Origin of the sequence: Bartonella sp. AP21QHHD (genome assembly GCF_042196205.1) — a bacterium.
In the GTDB taxonomy this organism is placed as follows: domain Bacteria; phylum Pseudomonadota; class Alphaproteobacteria; order Rhizobiales; family Rhizobiaceae; genus Bartonella.
On the sequence record NZ_JBHIPT010000119.1, the window covers coordinates 41955 to 59434 of the forward strand.

At 36.8% G+C, this 17480-nt stretch carries 12 protein-coding genes and 1 tRNA gene; 5 read left to right on the plus strand and 8 right to left on the minus strand.

Annotated elements, in window-relative coordinates:
- Positions 1-187 precede the first annotated feature (187 nt).
- The 5 genes from glmS to ACFIMC_RS09330 form a co-directional block, all read right to left on the minus strand.
- On the minus strand, positions 188-2011 hold the full coding sequence (glmS, locus tag ACFIMC_RS09310) for a glutamine--fructose-6-phosphate transaminase (isomerizing) (protein ID WP_375611533.1): 1824 nt from the start codon (positions 2009-2011) through the stop codon (positions 188-190).
- Between the two features lie 173 nt (positions 2012-2184).
- Positions 2185-3534, minus strand: coding sequence for a bifunctional UDP-N-acetylglucosamine diphosphorylase/glucosamine-1-phosphate N-acetyltransferase GlmU (gene glmU, locus ACFIMC_RS09315; protein WP_375611532.1), 1350 nt, complete (start codon positions 3532-3534; stop codon positions 2185-2187).
- 14 nt (positions 3535-3548) lie between these two features.
- The gene (locus ACFIMC_RS09320) at positions 3549-4337 is read right to left on the minus strand and encodes a cytochrome c biogenesis CcdA family protein (protein ID WP_375611585.1); all 789 of its coding nucleotides are present in this window, start codon (positions 4335-4337) and stop codon (positions 3549-3551) included.
- Positions 4338-4382: 45 nt separating this feature from the next.
- Positions 4383-5372, minus strand: coding sequence for a carboxypeptidase regulatory-like domain-containing protein (locus ACFIMC_RS09325; protein WP_375638218.1), 990 nt, complete (start codon positions 5370-5372; stop codon positions 4383-4385).
- Positions 5373-5411: 39 nt separating this feature from the next.
- Positions 5412-5735, minus strand: coding sequence for a HesB/IscA family protein (locus ACFIMC_RS09330; protein ID WP_375671866.1), 324 nt, complete (start codon positions 5733-5735; stop codon positions 5412-5414).
- A gap of 108 nt (positions 5736-5843) precedes the next feature.
- Between ACFIMC_RS09330 and ACFIMC_RS09335 the strand changes: the two genes are divergently transcribed.
- The 3 genes from ACFIMC_RS09335 to ACFIMC_RS09345 all read left to right on the plus strand — a co-directional run bounded on the left by ACFIMC_RS09335 (position 5844) and on the right by ACFIMC_RS09345 (position 11502).
- Positions 5844-7046, plus strand: coding sequence for a deoxyguanosinetriphosphate triphosphohydrolase (locus tag ACFIMC_RS09335; protein WP_375638219.1), 1203 nt, complete (start codon positions 5844-5846; stop codon positions 7044-7046).
- Positions 7047-7076: 30 nt separating this feature from the next.
- Entirely contained in the window at positions 7077-8834 is a 1758-nt protein-coding gene (gene argS / locus ACFIMC_RS09340; protein WP_375627798.1) for an arginine--tRNA ligase, read from the plus strand.
- Between the two features lie 151 nt (positions 8835-8985).
- Entirely contained in the window at positions 8986-11502 is a 2517-nt protein-coding gene (locus tag ACFIMC_RS09345) for an SPOR domain-containing protein (protein WP_375627799.1), read from the plus strand.
- A 177-nt stretch (positions 11503-11679) separates the two neighbouring features.
- Here the strand turns inward: ACFIMC_RS09345 and ACFIMC_RS09350 are convergent, their stop codons facing one another.
- On the minus strand, positions 11680-11955 hold the full coding sequence (locus ACFIMC_RS09350) for a hypothetical protein (RefSeq protein WP_375611528.1): 276 nt from the start codon (positions 11953-11955) through the stop codon (positions 11680-11682).
- 310 nt (positions 11956-12265) lie between these two features.
- Between ACFIMC_RS09350 and ACFIMC_RS09355 the strand changes: the two genes are divergently transcribed.
- Positions 12266-13372 (plus strand): branched-chain amino acid aminotransferase, encoded by a 1107-nt coding sequence (locus ACFIMC_RS09355; RefSeq protein ID WP_375613100.1) that lies wholly within the window; start codon positions 12266-12268, stop codon positions 13370-13372.
- Between the two features lie 105 nt (positions 13373-13477).
- Here ACFIMC_RS09355 and glpX read toward each other — a convergent pair whose 3' ends face one another.
- A complete protein-coding gene (gene glpX, locus ACFIMC_RS09360; RefSeq protein WP_375671864.1) occupies positions 13478-14464 on the minus strand; it encodes a class II fructose-bisphosphatase in 987 nt (328 codons plus the stop codon).
- Positions 14465-14606: 142 nt separating this feature from the next.
- Positions 14607-15923 carry a homoserine dehydrogenase gene (locus ACFIMC_RS09365; protein WP_375671863.1) on the minus strand — a complete coding sequence of 439 codons (1317 nt, stop codon included), beginning with the start codon at positions 15921-15923 and terminating at the stop codon, positions 14607-14609.
- Between the two features lie 1336 nt (positions 15924-17259).
- Here ACFIMC_RS09365 and ACFIMC_RS09370 point away from each other — a divergent pair.
- A tRNA-Glu gene (locus ACFIMC_RS09370) sits at positions 17260-17334 on the plus strand.
- The last annotated feature ends 146 nt before the right edge of the window (positions 17335-17480 follow it).

Consider the following 17480-nt stretch of genomic DNA (forward strand, 5'->3'; position numbering starts at 1 on the left):
TTATATTCACATAACTGATCTATTTTTTGATAGGTAAGAAAATATTTTTCGTTTTATCGTAAAGGATTTAGGAATAAAAAACCTTTCTTCAGTATTCTCGTTCAACAGAGAAAAATGAAAAAATAAGTTTCATTATAAATCAATTTCTTACACTTGATTATTCTCCAAAAGATTCAGAAATATACTTTTATTCAACCGTGACTGATTTTGCTAAATTACGGGGTTGATCAACATCTGTTCCTAATAAAACAGCCGTATGATAAGCGATTAACTGAACAGGGAGTGCATAAATAATAGGAGAAATAAATTCTGGAACATCTGGCAAAGTGATCGTTGATAAAGTCTTAAGACAAGCTACTTCTGCTCCCTTTTTATCGGTTATTAAAATAATACGACCATTACGCGCTACCACTTCTTGCATATTAGAAAAAGTTTTTTCAAACCACCGATCATAAGGTGCAACAACAATAACGGGTATTGTCTCATCCACCAGAGCAATTGGTCCATGCTTTAATTCACCTGCCGCATAACCTTCAGCATGAATATAAGAAAGCTCTTTCAGTTTAAGAGCTCCCTCCAAAGCAATCGGATAAGAAGTTCCACGTCCCAGATAAAGAACACTTTTTGCATTCACCAAATCACGACAAATACATTCAATTTTTCTCTCTAATTTTAAGACCTCATTTAAAATACGTGGAACTTCTGCCAACTGTTGAACCAGTTGCTTTTCTATTTGAGCCGAGAGATAGCCACGTTGTTTAGCCGCACTAAGAGCGAGTGAAGCAAGCGTTGCCAATTGACAGGTAAAAGCTTTTGTTGAAGCAACACCTATTTCCGGTCCGGCAAGTGTTGGGAGAATAAAATCAGCCTCCCTTGCCATTGTTGATTGCTCTACATTCACAATTGTTGCTGTTTTTACACCCCGCTCACGACAATAACGCAAAGAAGCCAATGTATCAGCTGTCTCACCAGATTGAGAAACAAACAGCGATAACACATCAGACGTTATAGGAGGTTCACGATAACGAAACTCGGAAGCAACATCATTATCAACACTTAAAGCGGCAAATTTCTCAAACCAATAGCGCGCAACTAAGGTTGAATAATATGCCGTTCCACAACTCGCAAAAAGAAGCCGATGAATATTTTTCCAATCAATCAAATTCTCAAGCGGTCGAACCGCATAATTTCCAAGATCAAGATAATGCGCCAAATTATGAGAAATCACTTCAGGTTGTTCAAACATTTCCTTGTGCATAAAATGACGATGATTACCCTTAGAAATCAATAAAGCCCCTTCAAGTAATGTCGTCACAGGACGTTTTACCGGTTGATTATTAGCATCATAAATTGTAACACCTTCCCGTGTGAGAACAGCCCAATCCCCATCTTCCATATAGCTAATATAATCAACGAATGGTGCCAAAGCTATGGCATCTGACCCCACAAAAAATTCATCTTTTCCATAACCAATTGCCAGAGGTGGACCAGAACAAGCCGCAATCATAAGGTTATCTTCACCTTCGAAAATAAGAGCAATAGCAAAAGCCCCCTGCAGCCTTTTCCAGCTGGTACGTATGGCTTCTTGCGGAGAAAGACCATCTTTTAATGCACGCGTTATTAAATGTGCAATAACTTCCGTATCCGTCTCTGTTTCAAAGATACAACCATCCTCTATGAGTTCCTTTTGCAGTTCTACAAAATTTTCAATAATACCATTATGAACAATCGCAAGCTTTTCAGTCACATGGGGATGCGCATTGCGTTCAACAGCAATTCCATGCGTAGCCCAACGGGTATGACCAATCCCTAAACTTCCCTCCAGAGGTGTTTTTTTTAATTTTTCTTCTAAATGAACAAGCTTCCCCTCAGCACGTACACGATAAAGATGCCCATTATGGACCGTTGCCACCCCAGATGAATCATACCCTCTATATTCAAGACGTTTTAACCCCTCAACCAAAGAGGACGTAACACACCTCTTTCCAAGAACTCCAATAATTCCACACATTAAAAAGCTCCAACCCACATCTTAAGATTCAAATTTTACAAAACAATCCAACAGCCTTTATTTAAAACTATAAATAATAAAAATAATTCAAACATGGAATACGGCAATCTTTAAGAATAAATCTTCCATCCATCGTTAGATTAACACGAAACAAAAGAATAAGCTGAAAATAATCATTTTTTCTGTTTGTTTTCTAACAAACGCTCTCGAAATTTTGTCGCATAGCCCTCTTTTATAACCTGTCGTGCACGCCCAAAAGCCATACTGTTCATAGGAATATTTTCAGTAATAACACTTCCTGAAGCAACATAAGAGCCATCCCCTATTACCAATGGGGAAACAAGTGCCGTATTAGACCCAACAAAAGCATGATCACCAATCATGGTTTTATATTTGTTAAATCCATCATAATTGCAAGTAATCGTACCGGCTCCAATATTGGTATGTGCACCAATTTCGGCATCACCAATATAACTTAAATGATTGATTTTAGAAGATTCTCCTACCTTAGCTTGTTTGACTTCACAAAAATTTCCAATCTTTACGGACTTTGCCAACTCTGTTCCAGGACGCAAACGTGCATAGGGACCAATCTGTGCATCTCTACCAACCACAGCACCTTCGAGATAACTAAATGCATGAATAACCGCACCAGATTGTACTTTTACGTTTAACCCAAAATAAACATTTGGTTCTATCACCACCCCTGGTGCAATTTCTGTATCATAAGAAAAATAGAGTGTTTCTGGCTTTAAGAGTGTAACACCCGATAACATTAAATCGCGCGCTTTACGTTTTTGCCACAAAGAATCAGCCTCAGAAAGCTCAAGACCGTTGTTAATTCCTACAATATCTTCAAAAGGAACTTCAACAACACGCACATCTAATCCTTCGCGTGTTGCAAGAGAAGCAATATCTGTTAAGTAATATTCTTTTTTCACATTATTATTACCAACTTTCTCTAAAAGAGAAAGTGCATGTTTTCCACGCATAGCGAGTATTCCACCGTTACAAAAAGAAATCTTTTTTTCTTCATCGCTAGCGTCTTTTTCTTCTACAATTGCAATCAATTGACCATTTTTCTCGAGAAGACGCCCATAACCTGTTGGATGTTTGGTATGAAAACCTGCAAAAACAACATCTGCTCCATCAGCAAGCTGTGCACGCATTTGGTGCAATGAATCTTGCTGAATGAGAGGAGTATCCCCAAAAACAATGAGCACATCATCCACCTCCTTTTGCAAAGCTAAACGAGCAGACAAAACAGCATGAGCAGTTCCTAAACGCTCTTTTTGTTCAAAAATCATTACATCTTTTACAAATGACTGAACAACGTGCGTAACCTCCTTAGCACCATATCCCACAACAACCGCTAATTGTGAAGAGCCTGCCAATTCTATTTTTTTTAGAACATGGCATATAAGAGGCAATCCAGCAATTTTATGAAGTACCTTAGGCAGAGACGATTTCATGCGCGTCCCCTCACCTGCGGCAAGAACAATAGAAAGACAACTTCTAACCATAAAAACACATAAGACTAACGAGAAAATCCAAAAAAAATCATAATATTGTGCCAACGAATATCTTCAATATAACTCAACGAAGGATAATGTTCTAAAAGCCAAAATGAAAGATCCTGCATAGAACCTGTTAAAAACAAAATCCCTGTAAGAATAAGAAAAACACCAATGATTTTTTCAACTTTTCCTAAATGAATACGAAAAGCTCCTAAAAATCGCATAAAACTGCTCGAAAATAAAGCTGCTAACATAAAAGGAATAGCAAGACCTAATGCATAAACCGCTAAGAGAACAGCTCCCTCTCCCACAGTTTCTTTTGTTCCAGCAAGCGTTATAATAGGACCTAAAATAGGGCCAATACACGGTGTCCAACCAAAGGCAAAAGCTAAACCGATAATATACGCGCCTAAAGGACCAGCAGGTGTTTTTTGGGTCTGAAAACGCGCCTCACGAAATAAAAAAGCGATCTTGAAAATCCCCAAAAAATTTAAACCAAAAATAATAATGACAATTCCAGCAGCAAGGGCAAACCAATCACGATAATAACCGATGAATTTCCCAATTGTACTAGCACTGGCACCTAAAGCAACAAAAACAGTCGTAAACCCAAGAACAAAAGCAATAACAGAAGATAATAAAGCCCACCGGATAAAGACTTTCTCATCAGGCTTTTCTGAACGAAAATCATCAATACCAACCCCTGCCATATAGCACAAATAAGGAGGAACTAACGGCAAAACGCATGGTGACAAAAAAGAGAGTGCCCCAGCAAAAAACACACCAACTGTTGAAATTTCAATCAAAATTCATACCCCGTCTTTCATCATAGTTTACCCCCCCATGAACAACAATCAATCCACATCTTCATCAACTCGCTGCATATTTTCTTCATTCGCTATCACACTTATATCTTCATCATGACCAGAAACGACTGAAAAAACTTTTTGATAGATTTTATCTTTATTTTTAGCAATTGCAATATACTCTCCCTCCGCTAACACGAGTGAAACATACGCACCTACTGTTTCATAAACGATATCACCAGAATCATTGGCAAGAGACCAACTTGTATCTGCAAGCGCTTCTCCTCTTTCTTGTCGCACCAGCTTTAAGACAATCTGAGCGGCCTGATGTTCAAGAGTAACTTCTGTTATTTTACCCGCATCCACTTGAATATCCGAACGAGCCGTCGCATTAATAGAACCATAATGGGAAGCAACATGGTAGCGGCCAGCTTTTAAACGCACAACTGATTGGGGTTTAACATTTGATATAATTACTCCCGTATCATCATTTTCTTTTTCATCCTCATAAATGGTAAAACGGAGTTCCTTTTCATTCATTACGCCATTGAGCAGTGTTGCATTTAAAATGACACCACCAGCCTCAAGATTAAAGTTTTTTACAAGACTCTGCCCATTTTCTAAACGAATATGGCGCACAGCACTCATATGACCAAATGAGACATGAACAAGATAATTTCCTGGTTCGAGATCAAAACGTGCACTTCCCCCCTTATAGGTTGCCACTAATGGTAACTTATTATCAATCCCTAGAATAGGAGCATAAACCCGCCAGACAAGCCCTTTTTCAATATCCGGATGACTATTTGTTAATCGAGCATTCAAAATGAGTTGTGTTTGAGATGCTAAGTTTTCGTTCTCCTGCTTTTGAGTCTTTACAATAAAACTCCTTGATTGTCTCTGCTGCTGATCTTGCCCTTCTCCTGCTTCAGAAAAAGCACAGTGGCTCCAAGTCAATAAAGAAAGCGCCACGCACAACCATACACATCGGTGCACTATTTTTATAAGAATACCCATTTTTGCATTGTTGATCAACATGATCTTTTTTTCAAGAAACAATATCACACAGCCATCATTTTAAATTGAGAAACTTACACCACAACCACATGATGAAACAGCATTGGGATTGTGGATTTGAAAAGACTGCCCCATAAGATCATCAACAAAATCAATCTCAGCTCCTTCCATAAAAGGAAGTGATAGTAAATCAATAAACACAACTGCCCCGTCTTTTTTGAGAACGAGGTCATCTTCACACATTTCAGAAACCAAGTCATATTTATAAGAAAAACCAGAACACCCACCACCTTCAACAGAAATACGTAATGCTATTTTATCGGGTTCACGCAAAAGTATCTGTGCAATTTTTTTGGCAGCAATATCTGAAATTTTCACATTCATTTTATATATCCTTGCATTAAACCATCAAGAAAGAGTATCCTACACTCAAAGAGCAGTTTATTTCTCATAAACCACTCTCAATTTTAAGATGATAATAGACAGCTTGCAATGGATATAGGCAATATCAACTTCAATTACCAATCTCGAGCAGTATACAGTGCTCATCCACAAACAAGCCGTGGTCGATTATACCATGAAACGATGAGCACCACACGCTCACCTTTTCAACGAGATAGAGATCGTATTATCCATTCTAATGCATTTCGACGTCTTAAACATAAAACGCAAGTGTTTATTGCTGATGAAAGCGATCATTACCGTACTCGCCTAACCCATTCCATAGAGGTTTCTCAAATTGCAAGAACATTAGCCCGTGCCCTGTGTCTTGATGAAGACCTTGCCGAAGCCATTGCCCTTGTTCACGACTTTGGACACACACCCTTTGGCCATGCAGGAGAAGATGCTCTTAATGAAGCCATGGTACTTTATGGCGGCTTTGATCATAATGCACAAGCATTACGCATTGTAACAAAACTAGAACAGCGCTATGCAAATTTTGATGGACTTAACCTTACATGGGAAACCCTCGAAGGACTTGTAAAGCATAATGGTCCCCTTTTAGGTCCTCACGCAAAGAATAAGGAGGTTCCTATCGATATTTTACAATACAATGCAAAGCAAGACCTTGCACTCGATTGTTTTGCAGGGCTAGAAGCGCAATGTGCTGCTATTGCAGATGATATCGCATACAATGCGCATGATATTGATGATGGTCTACGTTCGCAATTTTTAACACTCGATCAATTTGAACATGTTCCACTAACAGCAGCAATATTAAAAGATATAACAGATGAGCATCCCCACCTCGACCAAGCGCGTCGCGGTTACACACTTGTACGAAGACAAATAACAACCATGGTTGAAGATGTTATCAAACAATCACAAGAAAATTTAGCACGCATCAAACCAACAAGCATAAACGATATTCACCAAGCAAAACAAACCATTGTCACCTTTTCACCGACAATGACCGTTTATGAAAAAGAACTAAAAAACTTTTTATTTAAAAATCTTTACTACCATGAACAAGTTCTTAGTCGTCGCAATGCAGCAAAATGCATTGTACAAAAATTATTCAATTGTTATTATGAAAATCCAAATACAATGCCTGAAAGTTGGCAGAGCAAAACAGTGCACTTAAAAAATCAAGAGTTAGCACGTTTGATTGCTGACTTTCTTTCAGGCATGACGGATCACTACGCTCTACGTGAATATCAGCGTTTATTTGACCATACAGATAATTTCGTTTAATGGCTTTTGGCATCATCATGGAAGCTAAATATGAATATCTTTAAAAACTTCGAAAAAAAAATTAAGAGATCAATTGAATTATCTGATATAAAAGGAAAAAATGGAGAAGATCTAGATTTATCAAAAATCACTGTTGATCCTCCGCGTGATTCCTCCCACGGTCATTTATCAACCAATGCTGCTATGGTGCTTGCAAAATCTATTGGAATCAATCCACGTGCACTTGCAGATAAAATCATAGAACTTCTTAAAAATGATTCCTCTATCGAAAATATAGATGTTGCCGGTCCTGGTTTTATAAACATAAAGCTTACAAAATTATTTTGGCAAGATGCTATAAAATCTATGCTTGAATTAGGCACTTCTTATGGTCGTATTCCAATGGGACAAGGAAAATGCGTCAATGTTGAATATGTCTCAGCAAATCCCACTGGACCAATGCATGTAGGACACTGCCGCGGAGCAGTTGTTGGGGATGTTCTCTCCAATTTGCTACAATTTACGGGCTATAACATTACAAAAGAGTATTATATCAATGATGCGGGTCAACAAATCGAAGTCCTCGCCCATTCGGTACTATTGCGCTATCGTGAAGCTCTTGGGCAAGAAATTAATGAAATTCCAGAAGGTCTCTATCCTGGAGAATACTTGATACCATTGGGTCAATCGCTTGCTCAAGAGTTTGGTGACCAACTCCTCACGATGGATAAAGATGAAGCCTTATCTCTTGTGAAAGAACGTGCAATTCATGCAATGATGTCCATGATTCGCGAAGATTTGGCTGCTCTTAATATTTATCATGATATCTTTTTCTCTGAGCGAATGCTTTATGCAGATAATGCACGCGCCATTCGTAACACCATCAACGACCTCACTTTAAATGGTTATATCTACAAAGGAAAACTCCCCCCTCCCAAAGGACAAAATACAGAAGACTGGGAACCAAGCGAACAAACTTTGTTCCGTTCAACAAATGTCGGTGATGACCAAGACCGTGTTTTAGTCAAATCTGACGGTTCTTACACTTATTTTGCTGCTGATGTTGCTTATTTTCGGGATAAATTTAATCGTCATTTTGATGAAATGATTTATATTCTAGGCGCAGACCATGCGGGCTATGTAAAGCGGCTAGAGGCAATGGCAAAAGCAATTTCTGGGGATAAAGCTAAATTAAGTGTCTTCTTGTGTCAATTGGTAAAACTTTTTCGCAACGGTCATCCTGTACGCATGTCAAAAAGAGCAGGATCTTTTGTCACTTTACGGGATGTTGTCGAAGAGGTTGGGCGTGATCCTGTGCGTTTTATGATGCTATACCGTAAGTGTGAAGCACCTCTTGATTTTGATTTTGCAAAAGTAACAGAACAATCAAAAGATAACCCCATCTTTTACGTACAATATGCAAGTGCACGTTGTCACTCAGTCTTTCGTCAAGCACAAGAAGCGCTTCATATTAAAAGCTTTTCAAATAATACATTGATTGCCCATCTTCATCGATTAACAGATGACCATGAAATATTGTTAATACGCAAACTTTCTGAATATCCACGTATCATTGAACAGGCCGTAATTCATAAAGAACCGCATCGATTAGCGTTTTACCTTTATGACCTTGCCTCCAGCTTTCACACCCATTGGAATAAAGGGAGTGAAAATCTCAATTTACGCTTTATTCAACCTGATGATAAAGAGTTATCCTTTGCAAGATTAGGATTGATACAAGCTGTTATCAATATTTTATCATCAGGGCTTACCATCATAGGAGTCGAAGCACCCATAGAAATGCGTTGAAAAAGTTCTATAAATACATACAATAGGTACTCTATTGATAAACTTTTTCATGTATCCTTGCATGAGAGGGGGAAAATTTATTATTTTAATATAACAAATCAAAATCAACCATTGATTGCACGTAAGTGCAAACCATCATGTGAGAAAAGCTATGAGCGATAACGATCGCAAAAATCTACACGAAACAAAACACGATCATGAACACCATGATCCTTTAGAAAGGCTTACGCGCATTTTTAATCCGCACAAACAAAGCGGAAACCAAAATGAGCAATCGTCTTTAAAAACAGAACGATCAACATCTCACCCCGAAACATCATCCCATGATGATGATTTTGATTTCTCCTTTCTAGAAGAGGAACTTGAAAAAAATTTAGCACATGACTTACCGTTTGATGATCAAAAAAAACAATGGGACTTGCATGCAACCAGCAACGCAACAGCCTCAGATATTGCACAATCTTCTTCTTTCAACCATTCAAAACAAAATAATTTATCTGAAGAGAAATATTCTTCACCTAGCAGTCATGATGAAGAACAAATTTTAGATGAGCTTTCTCCATTACCAATCCCAAAGAATCAATCACATCAACAGAAAAAAACAGCAACCAATGCTGATCCTTTTCTTGAAAAAAGTAATCTTATGTCACAATCAGAATCAGAAAATTTCTTTTTTGATAAATCTGAAAGGCACGAAAATAAGAGAGAGACGCCAGAAGATGTTGAACAAACCAATCGTTTTTCACAAATAAATTCACAACAACCTGAGACTACGAATATACAAAAAACTTATGAGGACAATCAAAACCTCTATGACACTCCTATAAACCATCCCTATAAAATTTCAGCTGATCAAGAAAATTGGATTAAAAAAGATTATCCTGATGTCTCCTCTTCTACAGAGGAAAATGAGTTTTTCTCATCTTCTAATCTTGTGTCAGAAAGACAAAACACTGCAAGAAATCAAACAACAAGTACCTTCTCCTCACCTTTAGATTCTCCACCAGTTGATAGACAATCTTATTTAAAGGGAGCTTCACAAGAAGATCATACAACCAATTATCCCCATTTTTTTGCAGCCCCCCCCTCACAACAAGAAACTTATGGCGAAAAAGTTCCGATATATGATGAGGCTCGAGCCCAATACATCAATAACGCCGAAGGTGCCTCTAACCCAAATAGAGAAATTTCATATAATGAAAATAATTTAGATGAGTTTCTTTCCTCATCCCCCTCTTTAAATACAAAACAAACGGATGGCTTTTTTGCCCATAACTATACGCACAGAGATACTCCCCCTCCCAATGTTGATACTTATAAATTTTCAGAGGAAATCGTAGAAAAAACTGGTCCTATTATGGTTCCAGAAGTCCCGTATGAAGCGCCAGAATATGATGTGCCAACTAATGGTGGTTTAGAAGAAGAATTTGCTGATGTACTCAATGTAGGGAATGTCCCAACGGATAATTTTTCTCAAAAAAAACAGAAAAACGAGGTTTTTAGTGAAGTTTTTCATCAGTCTATGCAAAATTCAAAAGAAGGTGTTTATATAAACTCTAAAGAACAAAATTCCGACTATTTTTCTTCTGCCAATATGGAATATAATTTTCCCTCTTTTAGCGAGAATTCATCATACACAAACTCAGATGAGGTTCCCACACCTCCATCAGCTCCTCCTCCCTTAAAAAGTTTTATTTTTGGTAAAACTTTCATTAAAGGTTTTTTTATACTTATTTTAATAGGACTTGGGTTTGCTGGTTATTCTCATTTTTTTATGCCATCACAAAAAAATGAAGAAACGGTCATTATCCACGCTGATAATACGCCTTTTAAATTCAAACCAGAAACAACTGAAACGAAAAATGATGTTGCACATAATTTAGATATTTATAAACAAACAACTGAACAAAATGAGAAACAAGAAAATACACAACAATTTCTTATTGATAACTCTGAACAACCTGAAAATTTAAAAGAATTAAACCCTGAAGAATCTTCAAGCGTTTCCTCATCGTCTTTAAATGAATCTGATGTTGAAGATGCAGTCACAGAAGCCATAAATCATACTATTCCAATGCGAGAAGTACAAACTGTTATTGTCAATCAAGATGGTACAGTTACACTAGCCCCCGCGCATCAAACAAACAGCAAAACTGCTGCTCAATCTGAAGAAAGCATTGATCAAACTTCTAATGAACTTCAAGATTCGTCCCTTGTTTCGTCGCATGATTCTGATATAAACGACCAAGAAAGAGATCATGATCTCAAAAATAATATTGATAAAATAATCGCAGAAAATAATTCTAGCTCAAATATTGAAGAAAAATTTATCCCTATCCCTTCCCATGCAGAAAGAAATACACAAGTTGAAACACCAGCCGCGTCTCGCCCCATATCACCAAACAGAGTCGCAGCACAAAATTCAGAAAGTTATTACGTACAACTTGCATCTCAACCAACGTATGAGCTCGCTAGAAATTCTTTAAAAAATATGAAATCTAAATTTGGATTCCTTATCGGTGCCCGTTCTTTAAATATTCAATCCGCTTTTATACCAGGAAAAGGTACTTATTACCGTGTTCGGATTCAAGCGCAAGACCGTAATGAAGCCATAATCCTTTGTGAATCCATTAAAAGTTCTGGTGGAAGCTGCTTCATCACACGCTAAACCAATAATGCAACGGTTTTAACAACCGTTGCATTATTTATTTCCATACCATTTAATTACTTATCAAAAACTTCAGAAATTATAATCATTCCTCTCTTTTTTATGTCTTTGTGCTGACTTTATTCCTTAATCTACGTCGATTTTCGCCCTATCTAAAAGATTATATTTACGAAAAAATTACTCCGTACCCTTATAGGTATAAGGTACAGGAGGAAGTGAATTTAAATCTTTTTTGGGCGTTGTTACACTTTGGCTTGTTTCTGGGGTATTATAACGCGAACTATGTTCAGGAGATTTTGCAAAAAAAGATCCTAAAAAACCAAAAATAAACCAGATAATAACCATCGCAAGAAGAATAGCAAAAATACCCTTAGCGATTGAAACAGGTTGTTCACGACCTCTTCTTTCTGCGGCCATACGTTCTTCATATGTGTGATAATTTTTATCAATCATAGTGGATTCCTTTTCTCAATTCCCTTACCTTTAAATTTCTAGAAAATATGCATATATGAAATTATTCAGATACTTATTGTGAGAAAACGATAATTATAGACAAAAGTTCCAGCTTACTTCATAAAGTTGAGAAAAAGAAGCGAGGATAGAATTAAAATATCTACCCTACTCTAGCCTTTGAATTCTATAATAAACCCCTTTGTATTCTATAATAAAACATTGACACAAAGGTTTTGTTAATAATAGAGTTATAATCAAAATATTTCATTATTTTTATTAATAAAAATGAAACATACTCAAAAGGTTTTTTATGAAATCTCCCATATCATCGCTTCCCTTTAAAATAGAAAAACACCCATCTCCTCTGTCAGAAGAAAAATATGAAGAAATTTTAAAAAGTCCTGGTTTTGGTCAATTTTTTACAGACCACATGTGTACTATTCAATGGACTGAAGACAAAGGCTGGCACAATGCCGTCATTTCTCAATACAAAGCTTTAGAAATTAACCCTGCAAGTACCGTTTTACATTACGGACAGGAAATTTTTGAGGGTTTAAAAGCATATCGTGCAAAAGATGGACGCATCTTGCTCTTCCGTCCTGATGCCAATGCACAACGCTTTATAGAATCAGCACAACGTTTAGCTATGCCAGAATTGCCAAAAGATATTTTTCTGGATGCCGTTCATCAATTAGTAAAGATTGATCAAAAATGGGTTTCTGATCAGCCCAACGCTAGCCTCTATATCCGTCCATTTATGTTTGGCAATGAAAACTTTTTGGGAGTCCGCCCTTCTCAAGAATATCTTTTTTGTGTCATAGCCTCTCCAGTTGAATCCTATTTCAAAGGAGAAGAAAAATCTGTCAGCGTCTGGATTGAAACAGATTATAGTCGTGCCGGTCCAAGAGGAACAGGGGCTGCCAAATGTGGTGGAAACTATGCAGCAAGCTTACTGGCACAAAAAACTGCAACTGAAAATAATTGTAGCCAAGTACTCTTCCTTGATATGATTGAACATAAATGGATTGAAGAACTTGGTGGTATGAATGTCTGCTTTATTATGGACAATAATACACTTGTAACCCCCCCACTTAATGGAACTATCCTTCCAGGGATAACCCGTGATTCAATCTTAAGGTTAGCTCAACAAATGGGATTAAAAATAGAAGAGCGTCCTTATTCTTTTACAGCGCTTCAAGAAGATGCAAAGAGTGGACACCTTAAAGAAGCCTTTGCTTGTGGTACAGCTGCCGTTGTCACATCAATTGGTCGTTTTAGATATAAAGGGGGAGAATTTATTATTGGAAATGAAACAGTTGGAGAAGTTACAAAGCAGCTTCGTACACAATTGGTTGGCATTCAAAAAGGGAACATAGAAGATAAAAATGGCTGGGTACATTCTGTCCAGATCTCATAATATTTAAGGTATTCTCATATCTATAAACGCTTCCATGAAAGTAGATTCATGGAAGCGTTTTTCCTAGAAAAACTCCCTCTATTTTTAGTGACAAAAAAGAAAGCATTAATCAAATTTCGAATGATTTCTATGCTTTGCTTTAATATTACGGACTGTACCCGTATGGGAGCGCATTACGAGAGTTTCCGTTTGAATGTAACGAGATGTAAATTTAACACCAGAAAGCATATTGCCATCTGTCACCCCTGTTGCTGAAAACAAAACATCACCCTTTGCCATTTCTTCCATTGTATAAACCTTATTGGGATCACTAATCCCCATTTTAGCTGCACGAGCAATTTTCTCTTCTGTATCAAGCAGCAAACGACCTTGCATCTGTCCTCCAATGCAGCGCAAAGCAGCAGAAGCTAAGACACCTTCAGGTGCTCCACCAATCCCCATATAGATATCAATACCTGTTTCTTCTGGATCAGTTGTATCAATAACAGCAGCCACATCTCCATCCCCAATCAAGCGAATCGACGCCCCTGTCGCTCGTACTTCATTAACCAATTTTTCATGACGAGGTCTATCCATAATACAAACAACAATCTGATTAACAGTCACTCCTTTAGCCTTCGCAAGAGCATGTATATTATCGGTAGGACAAGCATCTATATCGACTACTCCCTTTGGATAACTAGGACCAATAGCAATTTTGTTCATATAAACATCAGGGGCATAAAGGAGATTACCCTTTTCAGCAATTGCAACTACTGCCAAAGAATTGGCAATATTTTTAGCACAAAGTGTTGTACCCTCTAGTGGATCAAGTGCAATATCGATCGCCAATCCACTTTGAAGACCTACTTTTTCTCCAATATAAAGCATAGGCGCTTCATCCCGCTCACCTTCACCAATCACCACTGTACCATCAATAGGCAATCGATTAAGTTCTTGCCGCATTGCATCTACAGCAGCCTGATCCGCTGCCTTTTCATCGCCACGTCCGCGCCAGCGTGCAGCAGCAACAGCAGCACGTTCAGTAACACGTACCAATTCAAGCGTCAAAATACGATCAAGTCCATTTAAAATCTTCTGAGTTGTGGGCATATGAAAAAATCCTACCGAATGAATACCAGAAAAAATATGAGTCCTTATTAAATACTAAGAATAAAGTTTTTTGGCAAAGATGAAAATTTTCCACAAGAGATAAAAGAACTCAAGCGTGCTTTTTTTATTATCAAGAAAGTTATCAATTCTTTGCCATAGGTTCAATACGAATAAATTGAGATTTTGCAACAAGATGTCCATCTTTTTCAATTTCTGCAAGTGCCTGTCGTACATTCACCTCTGTTGTTTCATGCGTAATTAAAATAATTGTTTTTTCAATTTGATCTTCTACAAAAGATCTTTGAACAATCGACTCCAATGAGATGTGATTATCAGCCATATGCCTTGCGACCGCGGCAAAAACACCAGTACGATCATGAACATTTAAACGAATAAAATAACCACCTGCATGATGCGAAATACGTGCTTTTTTATGAGGAGCAAGTTTTAATGCTGGACGTCTTAAAACAGGTGCATACTGAAAACCAGAACGCGCTTTTGCTATATCAGCCAAATCACCAATAACGGCTGATGCTGTTGCCTTTCCTCCGGCGCCAGGACCAGAAAACAGTAATTCACCTAATAAATCACTTTGAATAGAAAGAGCATTGGTTACACCATTTATCTGTGCAATCATTGAGGATGTTGGTACCATTGTTGGATGAACGCGTTGCTCTATTCCAGAATCCGTTTTTAATGCAACCCCTAAAAGCTTAATCCGATACCCCAATTCATCAGCTGCTCGAATATCAATTTGCGAAATATTATGAATTCCTTCAACATAAACATCATCTAACGAAACAGCAGTTCCAAATGCCAAGCTTGTCAACAAAGCTAATTTATGAGCAGTATCATTTCCCTCAATATCAAAACTTGGATCTGCTTCAGCATACCCAAGTCTCTGTGCATCTGCTAAACAATCTTTAAATGAAAGACCTTCCGTAAACATGCGTGTTAATATATAATTACATGTTCCATTGAGAATACCATAAATTCGCGATATGCGATTACTGACAAGTGATTCTCTCATCGCTTTGATGACAGGAATTCCCCCTGCAACAGCTGCTTCAAAATGAAGAAAAACACCTTTTTTTTCTGCAATTATAGCCAGCTCTACTCCATGTCGAGCAAGAAGAGCTTTATTGGCTGTTACAACATGATGTCCCGCCTCAAGCGCTCTCTTAACAGCGGTATACACCACATCCAATTCACCACCAATTAACTCTACAAAAACATCAATCTCATCAGAAGCAGCCAACTCCACAGGTGAATCAAACCATTTTATACCACTAAGATCAATTCCACGATTGCGACCTTTATCACGCGCACTAACAGCAACAACTTTGATGAATCGCCCACATTGACAAGCTAAACTATTCGCTTTTTCAAATAGAGTTCGAACAACTGAAGTACCAACTGTACCAAGTCCCGCAACGCCAACTTTTAAAGCTTCTGCCATATTCTAACCACTGATCCCTATCTTCATTGAAGAATCGTTTAAATGATGTGCCAATCAACACAAAGAATATCTATATCCATAAGAACAAAAGAAATATCCCGCTCTATTCACTTTATTTTCTCCAATAGAATTATCCCCGCTTATTCAATCAACATTCCTAAAAATATAATATTTATTGTCTTCAAAGATTTCAGAATCTTATAAAATATTTAATTCAGAATGAAAATCTGTAAAACTGATAAATGCAAGTTGCCATAAAGAAAAGTTCTAAAAAATAATCAATAACAAGTTAAAGAATATTGAAGACTTAGTAAGAAAGAATAAAAATATCTCTTCTAAATCGACAAATATGGAACAAAAAACATTCTTTCATATGATAAATTAAGAGAATGGATAAAATAAAGTAGTTCAGTCAATAATAACACATTCCTTCCTACCATTCCATAGCTTAAACTATAAATCTTTAATGCAAAAATCTTAACGCATTCATATATCAAAATAGAACCTTACATTAAAGTAAAACACAAGACTTAATATGCACACACCATAATTCTAAAATATTATAAATATGGAAAATAAATTTGCAAAATTCGAATATTTTATCTCAACTTATTGCCACCTCTTTAAAAAACTAGCGAATTGAAATGACAAAAATCTCAATCTGCCCTTTACCCAAACTAATTCATTTCCAAATAAATAACCTTCCCAATATGTGAGGGAACAAATGAAGGGGTTTTAATTTTAAATTTCTTACAAACCTGTAAAAGTAAAGATAAGAAAAGTATTTTTAATATATTCTGTAAAATTTGCTTAATATTCTTATTATAAAGAATCTTTTTATATTTTGTTAAACTGAAAGGAATTTGTGGCTTGCTCCTCAAAAAAACTTTTGTATAATTGGTATTATTTGTTAATTTTGTAATAAATATTATCTTTCTACTTCATAAATTATACAGTTTTTGCTTTATGATAAGCTCAAATGAGAAGTTTTTCTGTATAAAGGCTCTTTCAAGCAAGTTAAATAATATTCTCATGTGGTGAGCAAAGATAACAAGCGATAAAATATGCAAAAAATAAATACATAAAAAATGCTGTTTTTGATCATTTTTGCCTACTCCTCAAACTGAAAATATCATTCCCTGAGATGATACCCACATCAAAATTTTCTATCAATCATGATAACTTTATATTTTTTCTACAAAAAATCTTAGAAAATAAAATGATCTAAACAGGAAGCGCTCAAAAATTATTCAATAAAACACACTTTTTTCAAAAAAAATGACACAGAGGGCTTGCGAAGTAAAAAGATCCTCTCTATAAGCCTCATCATTGGTTTGCGCCCATCGTCTAGCGGTTAGGACATCGCCCTTTCACGGCGGAAACAGGGGTTCGATTCCCCTTGGGCGTACCATGTTTCTTTTTTCTGTACATAATCTATTGATTTTATATATCTTTTTTAAAGTACGGGATACGTGGATAAAAGTTAGGGAATAGGATTTTCTAACATTTGTCTACAACAGTAGCATTTTCTTTTCTTTGCGCTTCGCTAATCATCTC